Annotated in this window: 14 protein-coding genes; 12 read left to right on the forward strand and 2 right to left on the reverse strand. The window is 71.7% G+C overall.

Annotated features, from left to right (window positions below):
* Positions 1-185: 185 nt before the first annotated feature.
* From C8P66_RS01705 to C8P66_RS01725, 5 genes are all read left to right on the forward strand, one after another.
* Positions 186-1,481 (forward strand): ABC transporter substrate-binding protein, encoded by a 1,296-nt coding sequence (locus C8P66_RS01705; protein WP_111396390.1) that lies wholly within the window; start codon positions 186-188, stop codon positions 1,479-1,481.
* A 6-nt stretch (positions 1,482-1,487) separates the two neighbouring features.
* On the forward strand, positions 1,488-2,378 hold the full coding sequence (locus C8P66_RS01710; protein WP_111396391.1) for an NAD(P)-dependent oxidoreductase: 891 nt from the start codon (positions 1,488-1,490) through the stop codon (positions 2,376-2,378).
* The gene (locus C8P66_RS01715; protein ID WP_111396392.1) at positions 2,378-3,295 is read left to right on the forward strand and encodes an NAD(P)-dependent oxidoreductase; all 918 of its coding nucleotides are present in this window, start codon (positions 2,378-2,380) and stop codon (positions 3,293-3,295) included. The genes C8P66_RS01710 and C8P66_RS01715 overlap by 1 nt, the downstream gene beginning before the upstream one ends.
* A 124-nt stretch (positions 3,296-3,419) precedes the next feature.
* Positions 3,420-4,313 (forward strand): glycosyltransferase family 2 protein, encoded by an 894-nt coding sequence (locus tag C8P66_RS01720; RefSeq protein ID WP_158537059.1) that lies wholly within the window; start codon positions 3,420-3,422, stop codon positions 4,311-4,313.
* 59 nt (positions 4,314-4,372) lie between these two features.
* Positions 4,373-6,076 (forward strand): AI-2E family transporter, encoded by a 1,704-nt coding sequence (locus C8P66_RS01725; protein WP_111396394.1) that lies wholly within the window; start codon positions 4,373-4,375, stop codon positions 6,074-6,076.
* 48 nt (positions 6,077-6,124) lie between these two features.
* On the opposite strand, the gene C8P66_RS01730 is transcribed toward C8P66_RS01725, so the two are convergent.
* A complete protein-coding gene (locus C8P66_RS01730) occupies positions 6,125-6,721 on the reverse strand; it encodes a DUF6134 family protein (protein WP_146422660.1) in 597 nt (198 codons plus the stop codon).
* A gap of 89 nt (positions 6,722-6,810) precedes the next feature.
* Between C8P66_RS01730 and C8P66_RS01735 the strand changes: the two genes are divergently transcribed.
* The 7 genes from C8P66_RS01735 (at position 6,811) to C8P66_RS01765 (ending at position 14,626) form a co-directional block, all read left to right on the forward strand.
* Positions 6,811-7,341: a SixA phosphatase family protein gene (locus tag C8P66_RS01735; RefSeq protein ID WP_111396396.1), complete on the forward strand. Its 531-nt coding sequence runs from the start codon at positions 6,811-6,813 to the stop codon at positions 7,339-7,341.
* Positions 7,338-8,861: a CYTH and CHAD domain-containing protein gene (locus C8P66_RS01740; RefSeq protein WP_111396397.1), complete on the forward strand. Its 1,524-nt coding sequence runs from the start codon at positions 7,338-7,340 to the stop codon at positions 8,859-8,861. Before C8P66_RS01735 ends, C8P66_RS01740 begins: the two co-directional genes overlap by 4 nt.
* 176 nt (positions 8,862-9,037) lie before the next feature.
* The gene (locus C8P66_RS01745; protein ID WP_146422662.1) at positions 9,038-9,508 is read left to right on the forward strand and encodes a thermonuclease family protein; all 471 of its coding nucleotides are present in this window, start codon (positions 9,038-9,040) and stop codon (positions 9,506-9,508) included.
* Between the two features lie 150 nt (positions 9,509-9,658).
* Positions 9,659-10,966, forward strand: a complete 1,308-nt coding sequence (gene gltA, locus C8P66_RS01750; protein WP_111396399.1) for a citrate synthase — start codon at positions 9,659-9,661, stop codon at positions 10,964-10,966.
* A gap of 364 nt (positions 10,967-11,330) precedes the next feature.
* On the forward strand, positions 11,331-11,939 hold the full coding sequence (locus C8P66_RS01755) for a hypothetical protein (RefSeq protein WP_245903147.1): 609 nt from the start codon (positions 11,331-11,333) through the stop codon (positions 11,937-11,939).
* A gap of 91 nt (positions 11,940-12,030) precedes the next feature.
* The gene (locus C8P66_RS01760) at positions 12,031-13,023 is read left to right on the forward strand and encodes an ABC transporter substrate-binding protein (protein WP_111396401.1); all 993 of its coding nucleotides are present in this window, start codon (positions 12,031-12,033) and stop codon (positions 13,021-13,023) included.
* Complete coding sequence (locus tag C8P66_RS01765) at positions 13,010-14,626, forward strand: ABC transporter permease (RefSeq protein WP_245903148.1); 1,617 nt, start codon at positions 13,010-13,012, stop codon at positions 14,624-14,626. Before C8P66_RS01760 ends, C8P66_RS01765 begins: the two co-directional genes overlap by 14 nt.
* On the opposite strand, the gene C8P66_RS01770 is transcribed toward C8P66_RS01765, so the two are convergent.
* Entirely contained in the window at positions 14,627-15,448 is an 822-nt protein-coding gene (locus C8P66_RS01770; protein ID WP_245903149.1) for a sulfite exporter TauE/SafE family protein, read from the reverse strand.
* Positions 15,449-15,555 lie beyond the last annotated feature (107 nt).

Below are 15,555 nucleotides of genomic sequence, written 5' to 3' on the forward strand. Positions count from 1 at the left end.
GGCTCCCAGTTCTGTGCCATCAAACTCAGCGCTCCGGGGATGCGCGACAAACGAGAAAAATGCTTCGGCCCGGATCACGAAAACCTATGCCAATGCCCCACTGGCGCCTCCGGTGGGGCGCGGCTAGCCTTCCCGCCTGAGCCCGCCGCAGAGCGCGCCAGCCACCAAGGGAAGGAACGTCACCGATGCTCGGACGTCGTCACCTGCTCGGCACCACCGCCGGCGCCATCGCCACCACCTCGCTCCTCGACCGAACCCGCGCCTGGGCGCAGCAGCAGCCCTTCCAACCCGAACCCGGCGCCACGCTGCGCTTCCTGCGCTGGAGCCGCTTCCTGGAAGCCGAGGACCGCGCCACCACCGAGAACATCCGCGCCTTCAGCGAGGCGACCGGCGTGCCGGTGCGGATCGACAGCGTCTGGCAGGATGACGTGCTGCCGCAGCTCAGCGTCGCCGCCGGCATCGGCAACGGCCCGGACCTCGCCTGGACCCTGCATTCGACGCCGCATCTCTTCGCCGACAAGGTGCTCGATCTCACCGATGTCGCCGACTACATCGGCGGGAAATACGGCGGCTGGTATCCGCTGATCGAGCAATACGGCAAGCGCGACGGGCGCTGGATCGGCATCTCCAACCTCGTGATCGGCGTGCTGCCGGTCTATCGCGTCTCCGCCGCCAGGGAGGCCGGATTCGACAGCTTCCCGACCGACAGCGACGGCTTCCTGCGGCTCTGCGCCGGGCTGAAGCGCATCGGCAAGCCGGCCGGCTTCGCCTTCGGCCGCGCGCCGAGCGACGGCAATTCCTTCTGCCACTGGCTGCTGTGGTCGCAGGGCGGCAGGCTCGTGGACGAGAACAATGCCGTCGCCCTCAACAGCCCCGAGACTCTGCGCGCGGTGGAATACGCGCGCGAACTGGCCTCGCATTTCATCCCCGGCACGATCGCCTGGAACGATGCCTCCAACAACTCGGCCTTCCTCGCCGGGCAGGTGTCGCTGACCAACAACGCGGTCTCGATCTATGGCAAGGCGCGGGCCGATGGCATGGCGATGGCCGATGACATCGCCTATGCGAACTGGCCGGTCGGGCCCGTCGGCGTGCCGACCGAGCTGCACCTCGTCTATCCCTTCATCGGCTTCCGCTACAGCCGCTACCCCAATGCCACCAAGGCGCTGCTGACCTTCATGCTGGAGGGGCCGCAATACGAGCGCGTGCTGCAAAGCTCCGCGGGCTATGTCAGCCAGGCGCTGCATGCCTATGACGACAGCCCGGTCTGGCGCAGCGACCCGCATATCACCGTGTTCCGCGATGTGGCGGCGCGCGGGCGGCCGCTGTCCTATGCGGGCGCGCTCGGCACCCAGGCGGCGACCGCCTTCTCCGAAGGCATCGTCGCCGACATGTTCGCCGAGGCGATCGGCGGCCAGGTTTCTCCGCGCGAGGCGGTGGCCCGCGCCGAGCGCCGCGCCCTGCGCATCTACCGGAGCTGAGGCGGCATGAGCAGGATCGCCTTCATCGGCCTTGGCACCATGGGCCGGCACATGGCCGCGCGCCTCCTCGCGGCCGGGCATGCGGTGCAGGCCCATGACACGCGGCCCGAGGCGGTGGCGGAGCTTGCGGCGCAGGGGGCGGTCCCGGCCGCCTCCGTCGCCGAGGCCGTCGCCGGCGCCGATGCCGCCATACTGATGCTGCCCGACACGCCGCAGGTGGAGGAGGTCGTGCTCGGCCCCGGCGGCCTGGCCGCGACGCCGCCCGCGGGCAAGCTCGTGATCGACATGAGCACCATCGCCGCCGGCGCCGCCCGGCGCTTTGCCGAGGTGCTGGCGGCGCAGGGGGTCGAGATGGTCGATGCCCCGGTCAGCGGCGGGCCGCAGGGGGCGGAGAGCGGCGGCCTCTCCATCATGGCCGGCGGCACGGCGGCGGGATTCGCCGCGGCGGCACCGCTGCTGGCGGTCATGGGGACCACCATCCGCCACCTCGGCCCGGCCGGGGCGGGGCAGACGGTGAAGGCCTGCAACCAGCTGGTCTGTGCGATGAATTTGCAGGCGATCTGCGAGGCGCTGGCGCTTGGCCGGGCCGCGGGGCTCGACCTCGACCTGCTGCGCGAGGCCCTGCTTGGCGGTTCGGCCGGGTCGTGGATGTTGCAGAACCTGGGGCCGAAGATGATCGCGGGGGATGCCTCGGCGGGGTTCCGCATCGGCCTCAAGCTCAAGGATCTGCGGCTGGCGGGGGAACTCGCCTTCGGCCTCGGCGTGCCGCTGCCGGGCCTCGCCCTCGCGACCAGCCTGTATCTGGAGGCCCGCGCCCATGGCGAGGACGGCAACGGCAACCAGGGGCTGTTCCGCGTCTATGACCGGATGACCAACCAGCGACAGGACAACGCCTGATGCCCGCACCGCGTATTGGCTTCCCAAGGATCGGCTTCCCAAGGATCGGCTTCATCGGCATCGGCATCATGGGCGAGGCGATGGTGCGCCGCCTGCTCGATCGCGGCCATGGCCCCATCACCGTCTGGAACCTGGAGCCGGAGCGGCTCCAGACCGTGGTGCCGCATGGCGCCGTCGCGGCCCCGACCCCGGCGGCGGTGGCGGCGGCGAGCGACATCATCTGCCTCTGCGTGCTGCATACCGAGGCGGTGTCGGGCGTGGTCTTCGGCCCGGAGGGTGTCGCGAGCCTCGGCGCGCAGCCGGGCAAGCTGCTGCTGGACCTCTCCACCGCCGACCCCGCCGCGACCCGGGAGATGGCCGCGCGGCTGGGCCAGGAGACGGGGATGGCTTGGGTGGATTGCCCGGTCTCCGGCGGGCCGCATGCCGCCCGCGCCGGCACGCTGACCGCCATGGCGGGCGGCGAGCCCAATGATTTCGAGCAGGCCCGGGCGGTGCTCGGCGACCTTGCGACCAACCTCACCCTGATGGGGCCGGTGGGTGCGGGGCAGACCACCAAGGTCATCAACCAGGCGATCGTCGGCACCGGCTTCGTGCTGATGGCCGAGGCGCTGGCGCTGGCCGAGGCGGCGGGTATCGATGCCGCCGCCTTGCCCCGGGGCCTGGCCGGCGGCTTCGCCGACAGCGAGTTGCTGCGCCGCATCTACGTGCAGATGCAGCAGCGCGCCTTCGAGCCGCCGAGCAGCTACGCGCGGCAATTGCTGAAGGACATGAAGGCGGTGAAGGCCTTCGCGCATGAGCTCGGCGCCGAGCTGCCCTTGGTCGAGACCGCGGTCGCGCGCTACGCCGAATTCGTGGCCCGAGGCAATGAGATGAAGGACAGCGCCTCGATCCTGCGGCTGTACCGGGCCGATTCCTGATCGCGGCCCTGATCGCGAGCTAGATCGCGGCCCAGATCGCGGCCATGTGTAAAGGGAATTGACGCGGGCGGGGGCTTCGCATCTCACTATGCCGCCGCCCGCCACCCTTTGGAGCCCCGAGACGATGCCAAACGCCGCCGGGGATCGCGTCACCGCCCTGGTCGTCACCTACAACAGCGTCGGCGTCATCGCGGGCTGCCTGGACTCGCTCGCCGGCTGCGGCAGGATCATCGTCATCGACAATGCCAGCGGCGATGGCACCCCCGCCCTCATCGCCACCCGGTGCCCCAGGGTCGAGATCCTGGCCAACCCCTGCAACCAGGGCTTCGGCCGCGCCCACAACCGCGGCTATGGGAGCGCCGCCACCGAATTCGTGCTGTTCATGAACCCCGATGCGCGGCTGCGGCACGGGGCGCTGGCAGCACTGGTCGAGACCGCCGACCGCCACCCCGATGCCGCCCTCATCGCCCCGCGCATCGAGAATGACGGCGGCGATCCGGTGGTCAGCCATGATGTGGAGCTGTGGCGGCGGTCCGGCCTGCCGCGCGGCGGGCCGGCGCTGCCGGAGGGCGAGATCTGCGCCGAGTTCCTCTCGGGTGCCGTGCTGCTGCTGCGCCGGTCGGCGCTGGGCGCCGCCCTGCCCTTCGATCCCGCCATTTTCCTGTTCTACGAGGATGACGACCTCTGCCTGCGGCTGCGCCGCCTGGGCTGGAGCCTGGTGCAGACCCCGGCCGCGATCGCGAGCCACACCGGCGGTGGCGCCAGCGCGCCCTGCCCGCGCGTCACCTCGGTCAAATCCTGGCACATCGCCTGGTCGCGGCTGTATTTCGAGGCCAAGCACCGCGGCGCGCGCAGCGCCTGGCGCTTCGGCCGCGTGCAGGCGCTGCGCTTCGCGGCCAAGGCGCTGGCGCATGGGGTGACGCTGAACCGCGCCAAGGCGCTGCGCGACCGGGCGCGGCTCCGCGGCACGCTGGCCTACCTCGCGGGGCGCGGCGCCGCGCCGCCGGCGGAGGGCTGAGGGAAACCCACGGGCGCGCGCCGGCGTTGTGCCGCTGTCCCAGAGCCGGTCCCGCGCCCTTGTCCAATAGCACCACCCACCTTGCCCCCCGCGGCGCGCCTCCGGTCGGCGGGATCCTGATCGCGGGCATGGTGCTGGTGGCCCTGTACATCGGGCGCTCCGTCTTCGTGCCGGTGGCGCTGGCGCTGCTGTTCAGCGTCGCCCTCGTGCCCGTCACCAACCGGCTGCAGCGGATCGGCTTCCCGCGCCTGCTCGCGGTCGCGCTGGTGCTGATGGTCGCGGTGGGCGCGATCATGAGCTTCATGGTCTTCCTGGCGGGCCAGGTGCTGAAGCTGGTCGCCGACCTGCCGCGGCACGAGGCGACCCTGCGCGACAAGATCGTGATGCTCAGCGATGGCTCGGGCGTGTTCGACCGCGCCATGCAGACGCTGCACCGGCTGGGCCAGGCCCTCAACATCGGCCCGCGCGGCGAGGCCCCCAGGATCGTCGCGGAGGTGCCGCAGCAGTCAGGCGGCCTCTCCTCGCTGCTGGATGTGCTGGGGATGGTGCTCTCCCCGATCGCCTCGGTGGCGATCGCGCTGCTGCTGGTCGCCTATCTGCTGATCCAGCGGGAGGATGTGCGCGACCGCTTCCTGCATCTCGCCGGCACGCATGACCTGCACCGCTCGACCCGGGCCATGACCGATGCGACCGACCGGGTGGGGCGCTATCTGCTGATGCAGGTCGGGGTGAACGGCGCCTATGGGCTGCTGATGGGCGCGGGGCTGTCGGTGATCGGGGTGCCGAATGCGGCGCTCTGGGGCGTGCTGTGCTTCCTGCTGCGCTTCGTGCCCTTCATCGGCGGGGCCGTGGCGATCCTGTTTCCGCTCACCCTCGCCTTCGCCACCACCCCGGGCTGGACCGCCCCGGTGGAGGTTTTACTGCTCTATGTGCTGGTCGGCAGCTTCTGCACCTATGTGATCGAGCCGCTGCTCTACAGCAGCAGCACCGGCATCTCGCCGCTGGCGCTGCTGCTGTCCTCGGCCATCTGGACGGTGCTCTGGGGCCCTGTCGGGCTGATCCTGGCCCCGCCCATCACCACCTGCATCGTCATCCTCGGCCGTCTGGTGCCGGCCTTCGGCTTCCTCGAAGTGCTGCTCGGCGACCGCCAGCCGCTACCGCCCTCGGTCCGCTTCTACCAGCGCTATCTGGCCGAGGACCCTTTCGGCGCCGAGCAGATCGCCGATGGCTACATGCGGGAGAAGGGCATGGCCGCGCTGTTGCGCGACCTCGTGCTGCCCATGCTGGAAACCCTGCGCCACGACCGCCGTGGCGGGTTGCTGCGGGCCGATGCCCTGCCGCGCATCACCGATGGGCTGACCGCCCTGCTGGATGATCTGCAGGAGAGCACCGAGGTCGAGCCCGAAACCCCGCGCATCGCGGTGCTGCCGGTCGCGGGGGCGCTGGACCGCGCCGCGGCCGCGACGGTGGCCGCCGCCCTGCGGGACGGCGGGCGTGCCCTGGCACTCGGCGAGGCGACGGAGCCGGTGGCGGCGACGGTGCTGTGCATGGTCGATGTGCCCTCGGTCGCGCGGCTGCGGCGGCTCGTGCTCCAGGCGCGGCGGAACAGCGGGACGGTGGTGGCGATGATCCTCGGCGACGTCACCCAGGCCCAGTTGGCGCCGCTCGCCGTGCTGGAGGTGCCGCTGGTGCGCCGGCTGGATGATCTGCGCGGCCCGCTCGACGCCGCGGTCAAGCTCCGGCCGCGGACGATCGCCGCCTGAACAGGGCCGCCTGAACGGGGCCACCTGAACGGGGCCACCTGGTTGGCCTCAGGCCGGTTCGTAGACGATGCTGCTGCCATCCTCGCCGGTGGTGGTGAAGCCGGTCCAGGCGCCATCCGGGCCCGAATAGACCGCCTCGCCGCCCGGATTGCCCTCCACCGCCCAGCGCCGCCCCTCGCCCGGCAGGCGCCGCGCGGGCTTGGGCAGGCTCTCCGCGGTCACCGCATCGAACAGCGGATGCGGCATCGAGGCCTCCCGCCACCAGGAGAGCGGGGCGGCATTGGCCTCCAGCCGCTGGCCGTTCGCGGTCACCAGCCCCCCGGCCTCCGCGCGCAGCGAGAGTTCGGTGACGGTGCCCTGGCGTTCGGCACGCGCCCGCATCGACACCAGGCGGTCCCCCCGCCACTCCTCCTCGCCCCGGTGGCTGTAGCTGTAGACGGTGAAGCCGAGCAGCTTGACCACGATCTCCAGTTGCGTCGTCGCCCGCACCCCGTCGGGCAGCGGCGTCACCGTCACCCGGTGGAAGCCGACCGGCCGCCCCTCGCGCATCACCCGGAAGGCCACGCTCGCGGGCATCGCGCCGGCCGCGCGCGGCAGGAGCAGGGTTGGGGCCAGGAGCAGGGCGGTGCGGCGGGGCATGGGCATGGATGGACAGATCGGCCCTTGTCGCCCCCGGCTCAAGCCCCCATCCGCACCCCCCGCGACAGACCGGCGCGGCTGTGCCAGGATGGGGAATGCGCCAATTGCTGTTGCTGCGGCATGCCAAATCGTCCTGGGACGACCCGCGGCTTTCGGATCACGCGCGCCCGCTCAATGCGCGCGGGCGACGCGCCGCATCGGCGATGGCGCGGGTGATGCGCGAGCTGGATCTGACGCCCGAGATCGTCCTCGTCTCCTCCGCCCGCCGCACCTTGCAGACGCTGGAGGCGCTGGCCCCGCTCGAGGGCCCGCCGATGGTGGTGCCGACCGACGACCTGTACCTCGCACCCTGGACGCGGCTGCTTGAGGAGCTACGCCGCGTACGGGAAACCGCACGCAGCGTGCTCGTCATCGCCCATAACCCTGGGCTGCACGAGCTGGCGCTGGCGCTGGCCGGCACCGCCTCGATGGCCGCCGGCGGCGATGCGCTGCGCCTGGCCGAGGAATACCCGACCGGGGCGCTGGCCGAATTCGCCTTGGCCGCCCCCTGGAGCCGCATCGGACCGGGCAGCGGACGGCTGATCCGCTTCGTGGTGCCCCGAGACCTGCCGGAGATGGCCACATGACCACGACACCGGCGGAGGAGCACCCACCCGCCGAGCCTGAGCCTCCCCCCCCCGGCTTCGCGCTTGAGCTGGAGCTGCCCTTCGAGTTCGCCGCCCGGCTGCCGCGCCACCCCGCCTTGGCCGCGGGCAAGGCCCGCGCCCGCACCACGGCCGAGCGGCTGATCTGGCTCGACACCGCCGAGGGCGATCTGGCCCGCGACGGGCTGCTGCTGGAGGAGCCGGCCCGTGGACCGCGCCGGCTGGTCCGCGCCTGGGACACCGCGGCCCCCCCCGGCCAGCCCCCGCAGGTGGTGGAGGACACCCCGCCCGAGGCGGCGGTGGTGGCCCTCGCCGCCTTCGAGGGGCGGCAGACCCTGCGCCCGCTCGACACCGCCGAGGGCCCGGTCCTGGCCACCCTGCACTTTGGCCGCCTGCGCAGCGTCGCGGCGGAGGCGGAGGTCGCCCGGCTGCTGCTGGAAGGCCCCGCCGATGCGGTGATGACGGTGGCGCGGGCGCTCTGCGCCAGCCTGCCGCTGTTGCCCGCCAGTTCCAGCCTGCCCGAGGTCGCCCGTGCCCTGGCCCGCGGCGAGGCCCCCCGCGCCCGCCGTCGCGGCCCCGCCGTGCCCGCGCCCGGCGCCAGTATGGGCGAAGCCCTGGCCGGGGCGATCGGCCATCTGACCGAGGTGCTGCTGGCCCAGGCGCCCGCCGCCCATGCCGGCACCGGCGTGGAGGGCGTGCACCAGATGCGCGTCGCCGCCCGCCGGCTGCGCAGCGTGCTGAAGCTGTTCCGGCCGCAGCCGGGCTTTGGCGGCATCGACGCGCCCGCGCTGCGGGCGCTGGACAAGGGCCTCGGCGAGGTCGCCGACCGGCTTGGCCCGGCGCGGGACTGGGATGTGTTCCTGGACGGAATCGGCGCGGCACTCGGCGAGGCGGCGGGGGCGGAGAAGCGCGTCACTGCCTTGCTGCGCGCCGCCGGGGCCGAGCGGGATGCCGCCTATACGGCGCTGAGGGAGGTGCTGGAGGGCGCGCCCTGGCGGCTGCTGATGCTGGATGCGGTCGCCGCCGCAAGGGTGCAGGGCTGGCGCGCCGAGGTCGGCGATGCCGCCTATGACGCACCGCTGGCCCCTTTCGCGGCCGAGGTGATGCGGCGGCGCTGGAAGCGGTTGCGCCATGCGGCGCGGGACATCGAAACCCTGTCGATGGAGGCGCTGCACGCGCTGCGGCTGGATTCGAAGCGGGTACGCTATGCCGCCGAGGTTTTCACCCCGCTCTGGCCGGGCCGGGAGTCCCGCAAATTCGGCCAGCGGCTGGCTGCGGTGCAGGAAGCGCTGGGCATTGCCAATGATGGGGCCGTCGCGCGCGATCTCGCGGGGCGGCTGGCGGCGGGGGGGGTTGCGGGCCGTTCGGTGTCGCCCTGGGCCATCGGCCTGCTCGAAGGTTACGCCCTGGCGCGCACCGCCGGGGCGCGGAATGCGGCCATCACAGCGTGGAAAGAGGCCAAGAAAGCCCCGGAATTCTGGAAAATCCCGCCAGAACAATAGGCTGCCAGATAATTTCAAGCTGACACATCACGTCAACTCGGGCATGGACTCACGATCCCGTGCCGGGTTAGGGATCGGGGGTGCTGAACCGCCGTCGCATCTTCCGCCCCGCTCAGTCACCCCGCCGTTGGCGGGGGGCAGCGACCCTCCTTTTTGTCGGCGTCCTGGGCGCCGCGTTGACCGGTCTTGGGCTGCCCTCGGCGCTCATGGGCTCGGCGCCGCGGGAGCAGGACTGGGCCGCACCGGGTGGTGAGGTGCGGGTGGTCGATGGCGACACCCTGCGCCTGCGCGACCGCACCGTGCGCCTTGCCGGGTTGCTGGCGCCTGAACGCGGCACCCGTTGCACCGATGCCGCCGGGCGTGGCTTCGACTGCGGCGTGGCGGCGGCCGAGATGCTGTCGCGGCTGCTGCGGGACCGTGACGTGGCCTGCCGCGTGCGCGGGCGGGACCGCTTCGGCCGTGGCCTCGGCCATTGCGTGGCGGCCGAGACCGATCTCAACCTGGGGTTGATCGGCGCGGGCTTCGCCCTGGCCGATACCGATGCCCCCGTCACCCTCGGCACCGCCGAGGCCCTGGCCCGGCAGCGGGGGCAGGGGCTCTGGGCCCCCGGCTTCACCACCCCCGAAAGCTGGCACCGCCGCCCCTGACGGGCGGGCCCGGGCCAGGGTCGGTTTTCCCGTTCATCCCCCCCGGATGGACAGCGCCGCGCTGCGGCGCAATGTAGTGCAATGCAACACGGAGGCGGGGCGGCGATCGCCTGAGAGCGATCCCGGCCCGCCAAGATCAAGGATGCGCCAATGCCCACGACCCCCAAGGGTTCCCTGACCGTCACGCTCGATGGCACCAACCGCACGACCACCCTGCCGCTGCTCGGGGGCACCATCGGGCCGGAAGTGGCCGATATCCGGCGGCTGTATTCGGACCTCGGGGTCTTCACCTACGACATCGGCTATGGCGGCACCGCGGCCACCGAAAGCCGCATCACCTACATCGACGGCGATGAGGGGATCCTGCTCTACCGCGGCTATCCGATCGAGCAGCTGGCCGAAAACAGCAACTTCCTCGAAGTCTCCTACCTGCTGCTGTACGGCGAATTGCCGAATGCGGCGCAGATGGCCGAGTTCACCCATGGCGTGACCAACCACACCATGCTGCATGAGCAGATCCGGCGCTTCTTCGAGGGGTTTCGGCGCGACGCGCATCCGATGGCGGTCATGTGCGGCGTCGTCGGCGCGCTCTCGGCCTTCTACCACGAGAACCTGGACACCTCCGATCCGCGCCAGCGCGAGATCGCGGCGTTCCGGCTGATCGCCAAGGTGCCGACCATCGCCGCCTGGGCCTACAAGTACCGCGTCGGCCAGCCGCTGATGTATCCGCGCAACGACCTCGGCTATGCCGAGAACTTCCTCTACATGCTGAACGCGGTGCCGACCGAGCCGTGGAAGAGCAACCCCGTGCTCTCCAAGGCGATGGATCTGATCATGATCCTGCACGCCGACCATGAGCAGAATGCCAGCACCAGCACCGTGCGCCTGATCGGCTCCACCGGCGCGAACCCCTATGCGGCGGTCGCGGGCGGCATTGCCGCACTCTGGGGCCCCGCGCATGGCGGCGCCAATGAGGCGGTGCTGAAGATGCTGGCCGAGATCGGCACCCCGGAGAACATCCCGGACTTCATCGCCCAGGTGAAGGACAAGGGCAGCCACACCAAGCTCATGGGCTTCGGCCACCGGGTCTACAAGAACTTCGACCCGCGGGCGAAGATCATGAAGGAGACCTGCCACGCCGTCCTCGCCGAGCTTGGCATCAAGAACGACCCGACCCTGGCGATGGCCATGGAGATGGAGCGGATCGCCTTGGAGGACGACTATTTCGTCAGCCGCAAGCTCTACCCGAACGTCGATTTCTATTCGGGCATCATCCTCAAGGCGATGGGCATCCCGACCGAGATGTTCACCGTGCTCTTCGCCGTGGCCCGCACCGTGGGCTGGGTGAGCCAGTGGAAGGAAATGATCGAGGATCCGGCGCAGCGCATCGGCCGTCCCCGCCAGATCTACACCGGCGAGGCCCCTCGCGATTACGCTCCGCTCGATACGCGGGGCTGATACGCGGGGGCTGGCACGGGGGGGCTGACACGCGGGAAGGTGGAGATACCGGGCGCCGCACAACCGGATGCCGCGCCCGGCATTCATCCAATTCATCGCCAAGCGTTAACAATTCATTGATTTTGCTCCGCCGTGCCCGATGGGTGCGGCGGTTTTTTTACGTGCCGCAAGCCCTTCCCCATTCATCCCGGGAGGGCAGACCGGCGCCCAACAACCTGACCGAGCATAAATCTATCGCTTTGCGACCGAATTTCCCTTGATAACATTTTCGTGAGGTAGTTTCCTCTGCGTCAAATGGTTGCAGAGGCCCTCACCCATGCGCGTCAATAGCGAGTTTGTTTTCGTTGCGCCGCCTCGACGTTCCGTGGACAGCCAGGTCCGGGCCAGCCTGGGCACCTGGCCCCAGCGGCCCCCCGGCTCCGTCGCCTCCCCCAAGCAACCCGGCACCTGGCTGCGCGGCCGGCCCGACCCCGAGCCGGTGCTGCAGCCCTTCCTGAAATATCCGGGCGCGGCCCGGATGCGGACCTTGCCGGACGGGCTGTGGCTGCATTTTGGCAATGACCCGGCCGAGCCCTATTGCGACATCCTCTGCATCGAGGCCTGCTGCTCGCTCACCAACCTGCTGGACAAGCGCTCACGCTTCGCCCCCAGCACCTCCTCGCTGCTGGCGGTCTGCCCGCTGCCCTGGCTGCTGGCCCCGGCGCAGAAGGGCGAGACCCTGCCGCGCTGGCGCCAGATCCCGCTGATCCAGGCCGAGCCAACCCGGCATCTCTCCTTGCCGGTGCGGGACATCCGGGTGCTCTACGGCCTCAAGAAGAGCCATTACAATGGCTTCGCCGCCCATGCGATGCCGCATCCGCACGAGTATTTCTGCCCCATGGACGCGCTGACCGATGTGCGCGGCGCCGAGAACCCGGCGATGCGGGCGCTGATCGAACGGGCCAGCGCGACCTCCAGCTTCATGGTCCTCTGACCACGCGTCACTGAAACGTCACCCCACCCCCCTGCCGGGTCACGGCTGAGGGCGCTAGAGGGTTTGGGTTCCAGCCCCGAGACACCCCCGAATGCCCCCCATCCTCCGACGCATTCTCCTGGCCGCGCTGCTGCTGCCGGCCGCCGAGGCCGCGGCCCAGCCGGCGCCGGTGTCCGGCCCGCTGGTGCTCTATACCTCGCAGCTCGAACCCGATGCCGCCCAGACCGCCGAGGCGTTCCGCCGCCGCCACCCCGCCGTGCAGGTCGAGTGGATCCGTGGCGGCACCAACCAGATCATGCCGCGGCTGCGCGCCGAGATCGCCGCGGGCAGCCCCCGCCCCGATGTGCTGCTGCTGGCCGACAGCCTGACCTTCGAGACGCTGAAGGCCGATGGCCGCCTGCGCGCCTCGCCCGAGGTCGATCGCGCCGGCACCCCCGCCGACCGGCATGACCCGGACGGCACCTATTTCGGCACCAAGCTGATCACCACCGGCATCGTCGCCAATCTGCGTGCGCCCTTCTTCCCCCGCGTCTGGGCCGATCTGCTCGACCCAAGGGCGCGGAACATGACGGCGATGCCCTCCCCCGCCGTCTCGGGTGCTGCCGCGATCCATGTGCTGTCGCTGGTCCAGGCGCCGGGGCTTGGCTGGGAGTATCTGACCAAGCTCGCCCAGACCGGGTTGCAGCCGCGCGGCGGCAATGGCGCGGTGATGCAGGCGGTGGCCTCGGGCGAGCGCGCCTTCGGCATCATCATCGACTACCTGCCGATCCGCGAGGCGGCGCGCGGCGCCCCCGTCCGCTTCATCTTCCCCGAGGATGGCGTCTCGGCCATCACCGAGCCGGCGGCGATCCTCGCCACCGCGCACAACCCGCGCGCGGCGATCGCCTTCCTCTCCTTCCTGCTGTCGCGCGAGGGGCAGGAACTCGCCTCCCGCCAAGGCTTCCTGCCCGCCGATCCCACGGTCGCGCCGCCCGAGGGCTTCCCCGATCCCGCGACCATCCGCATCCTGCCGCTCGATGCCCGACGCGCGCTGGCCGAAAGCGAGGAGACGCTGCGCCGCTTCGGGGCGCTTGTCGGCCAGTAAGGGCCAGGCCGCGGCCCTTGGCTGGCTGCTGCTGATCGGCGCATTGCCGCTGGCGCGGCTGCTGGCCGAGCTGTTTCGTGGCGCCGGGCTGCCGGACGACCCCGCCATCTGGCGCGCCGCCGGCCGCAGCCTGGCGCTGGCGGCGGGAACCACGGCGGTGGCGCTCGCCCTCGGCGTGACCCTGGCGGCGGTGCTGCTGCTGCGCCGCATCCCCGGGCGGCGGGTGCTGCTGTTCGGCGCCATCCTGCCGCTGCTGGTGCCACCGCAGGTGATGGCGCTGGCCGTCAGCCAGGCGGCCGGGCCGGCCTCGCCGCTGCTGCTGGCGCTCGGCCTCGCGCCGCCGCTGGGGGCTGCGAACCTCGCCTATACGCCGGCGGCGATGATGCTGGTGCTGGGGGTGCAATCCGCCCCGCTGGTGCTGCTGGCGATCGCTGCCCTCTGCCGCCGCCTGCCGGATGAGGCGATGATGGCGGCTCGCTCGCTCGGCTGCACGCCGGGGGCGGCGCTGCGGCGCGTGGCCTGGCCGCTGCTGCTGCCGGGGGTGCTGGCGGGCGCGGGGCTCGCCTGGATCGCGGCCCTGGGCAATTTCGGCGTCGCGGCCAGCCTCGGCATCCCCGCGCGCTGGCCGGTGCTGACGGTGCTGCTGTGGCAGCGGCTGGGCACGGGGGGGCCGCAGGCGCTGTCGCAGGCGGCGTCCCTGGCCGTGGTGCTGGCCGGGCTGGCGCTGCCGGGGCTGGCCGCGCAGGTGTTCGCCGCCCGTAGGCGCCCGCTGCCGGAGGGCCGGCCCTTCGCCCCCCTGCCGCTGCGCGGCGGCGGCGGCGTGGCGCTGGTGGTCGCGGCCTATCTGCTGCTGGTGCTGGGCCTGCCGCTGCTGGCGCTGGCGGCGACGGCGCTGGTCCCGGCGCTCGGCATGGCGCTGGGGCTGGAGACGCTGACCGCGCGGCACTTCGCCGCAGCCTTGGCGCCGGGCGCGCAGACGGCCCGCGCGGTGGCGGTATCGCTGGGGCTCTCGGCGGGGGCCGCCTGCGTGCTGGCGCTGGCCGCGCTGCCCGTCGCGCTGGCGCTGCGGGCGCGGCCGGTGCGGATCGCCGCGGCCATCGCCGATCTGCCGCAGGCGCTGCCCGGGGCGGTGACGGCGGTCGCGGCGATCCTGGTGGTGCTGCCCTGGGGCGGGGCGCTCTATGGCTCCACCTGGCTGATCGGCCTCGCCTACCTCACCCGGTTCCAGGCGCTGGCGCTGCGGCCGGTGGCGGCGGCGGCGGCGCGGCTGGACCCGCGGCTGGATTTTGCCGCGCGGGGGATGGCGGCGGGGCTGTACTGGCGGGCGCGGGCGGTCTGGCTGCCGCCGCTGGCCCCCGCGCTTGCGGCGGGCGGGCTGGTCGTGACCTTGCTCGCGGTGAATGAGGTGACCGTCTCGGCATTATTGGTCGGCCCCGGGGCGGTCACCCTCGGGACGCTGGTGTTCAACCTGCAGGATGCGGGGCAGGCGCCGCTGGCGGCGGCGACCTCGCTGCTGGCGCTCGGGCTGGTCGCGGCGCTGATGGCGGCCGCGACCCTGGCCGGGCGGGGATTGCCGGCCGGCACGCTGCCCTGGCGGCCCTAATCAGGTCACCAGCGTATAGATCATCCGCGTCGCCGTGATCGCGAGGAAGATCGCGAAGGCCCGCTTCAGCGCCAGCGGCGGGATGGTATGGGCCAGATGCACGCCCCAGGGCGTCGCCAGCATCGAGCTCGGCACGATCAGCGCGAAGCCGATCAGGTTCACATAGCCGAAGCTGAACGGCGGCAGCAGCGGATTGCCGAGCCCGGCATAGATCAGCCCGATGCTCGCCGGGATCGAGATGATGATCCCGAAGACCGAGGCGGTGGCCACGGCCGCACGGATCGGCGCGCCGAACATCGACAGGATCGGCACGCCAACGGTGCCGCCGCCGATGCCCATCATCGCGCTGACCGTGCCGATCAACCCGCCGATGAGCGAGCGCAGCGGCTCGGCCGGGAAGCGGTCCCGCAGCCGGAAGTCCACGCCGGAAAAGCCCATGTTCGCCGCGACCAGCAGCGAGACCACGGCGAAGACCGCCGTCAGCACCGGCCCGCGCACGAAGATCGCGGCCAGCGTGCCGACCGCGACGCCGACCAGGATGCTCGGCCAGAGCTGGCGCAGCAGGACCACATCCATCGTCCCCTTGGCCCGGTGCTTGCGCGCCGACTGGATCGATGTCGGGATGATGGTGGCAAGCGAGGTGCCGACCGCGAGCTTCATCTGGATCGCTTCCGGCACGCTGAACAGCGGGAAGACGAGAAACAGCACCGGCACGATGACAATGCCGCCGCCAACGCCGAGGAGACCCGCCAGCGTGCCGGACAGCAGGCCCGTCAGCGCCATGGCCGCCGCGAGACCGGCAAGCCAAACCGGGTCGTTCATATGCTCCATAAATCGGGGGTCCCTGTATCTGGAGAAGGGGGATCTGGAGAAGGGGGGTCTGGAGGAGGAGACGCGGCACGGGTTTCGCTAGCCCGTGCCAGGAGGTG

The sequence above is a fragment of the Humitalea rosea genome (assembly GCF_003253705.1).
In the GTDB taxonomy this organism is placed as follows: Bacteria; Pseudomonadota; Alphaproteobacteria; order Acetobacterales; family Acetobacteraceae; genus Humitalea; species Humitalea rosea.

Coding starts and splice junctions, on each gene's coding strand:
- C8P66_RS01705 (WP_111396390.1), top strand. CDS start 186: ATGCTCGGACGTCGTCACCTGCTCGGCACCACCGCCGGCGCCATCGCC.
- C8P66_RS01710 (WP_111396391.1), top strand. CDS start 1,488: ATGAGCAGGATCGCCTTCATCGGCCTTGGCACCATGGGCCGGCACATG.
- C8P66_RS01715 (WP_111396392.1), top strand. CDS start 2,378: ATGCCCGCACCGCGTATTGGCTTCCCAAGGATCGGCTTCCCAAGGATC.
- C8P66_RS01720 (WP_158537059.1), top strand. CDS start 3,420: ATGCCAAACGCCGCCGGGGATCGCGTCACCGCCCTGGTCGTCACCTAC.
- C8P66_RS01730 (WP_146422660.1), bottom strand. CDS start 6,721: ATGCCCATGCCCCGCCGCACCGCCCTGCTCCTGGCCCCAACCCTGCTC.
- C8P66_RS01735 (WP_111396396.1), top strand. CDS start 6,811: ATGCGCCAATTGCTGTTGCTGCGGCATGCCAAATCGTCCTGGGACGAC.
- C8P66_RS01740 (WP_111396397.1), top strand. CDS start 7,338: ATGACCACGACACCGGCGGAGGAGCACCCACCCGCCGAGCCTGAGCCT.
- gltA (WP_111396399.1), top strand. CDS start 9,659: ATGCCCACGACCCCCAAGGGTTCCCTGACCGTCACGCTCGATGGCACC.
- C8P66_RS01760 (WP_111396401.1), top strand. CDS start 12,031: ATGCCCCCCATCCTCCGACGCATTCTCCTGGCCGCGCTGCTGCTGCCG.
- C8P66_RS01770 (WP_245903149.1), bottom strand. CDS start 15,448: ATGAACGACCCGGTTTGGCTTGCCGGTCTCGCGGCGGCCATGGCGCTG.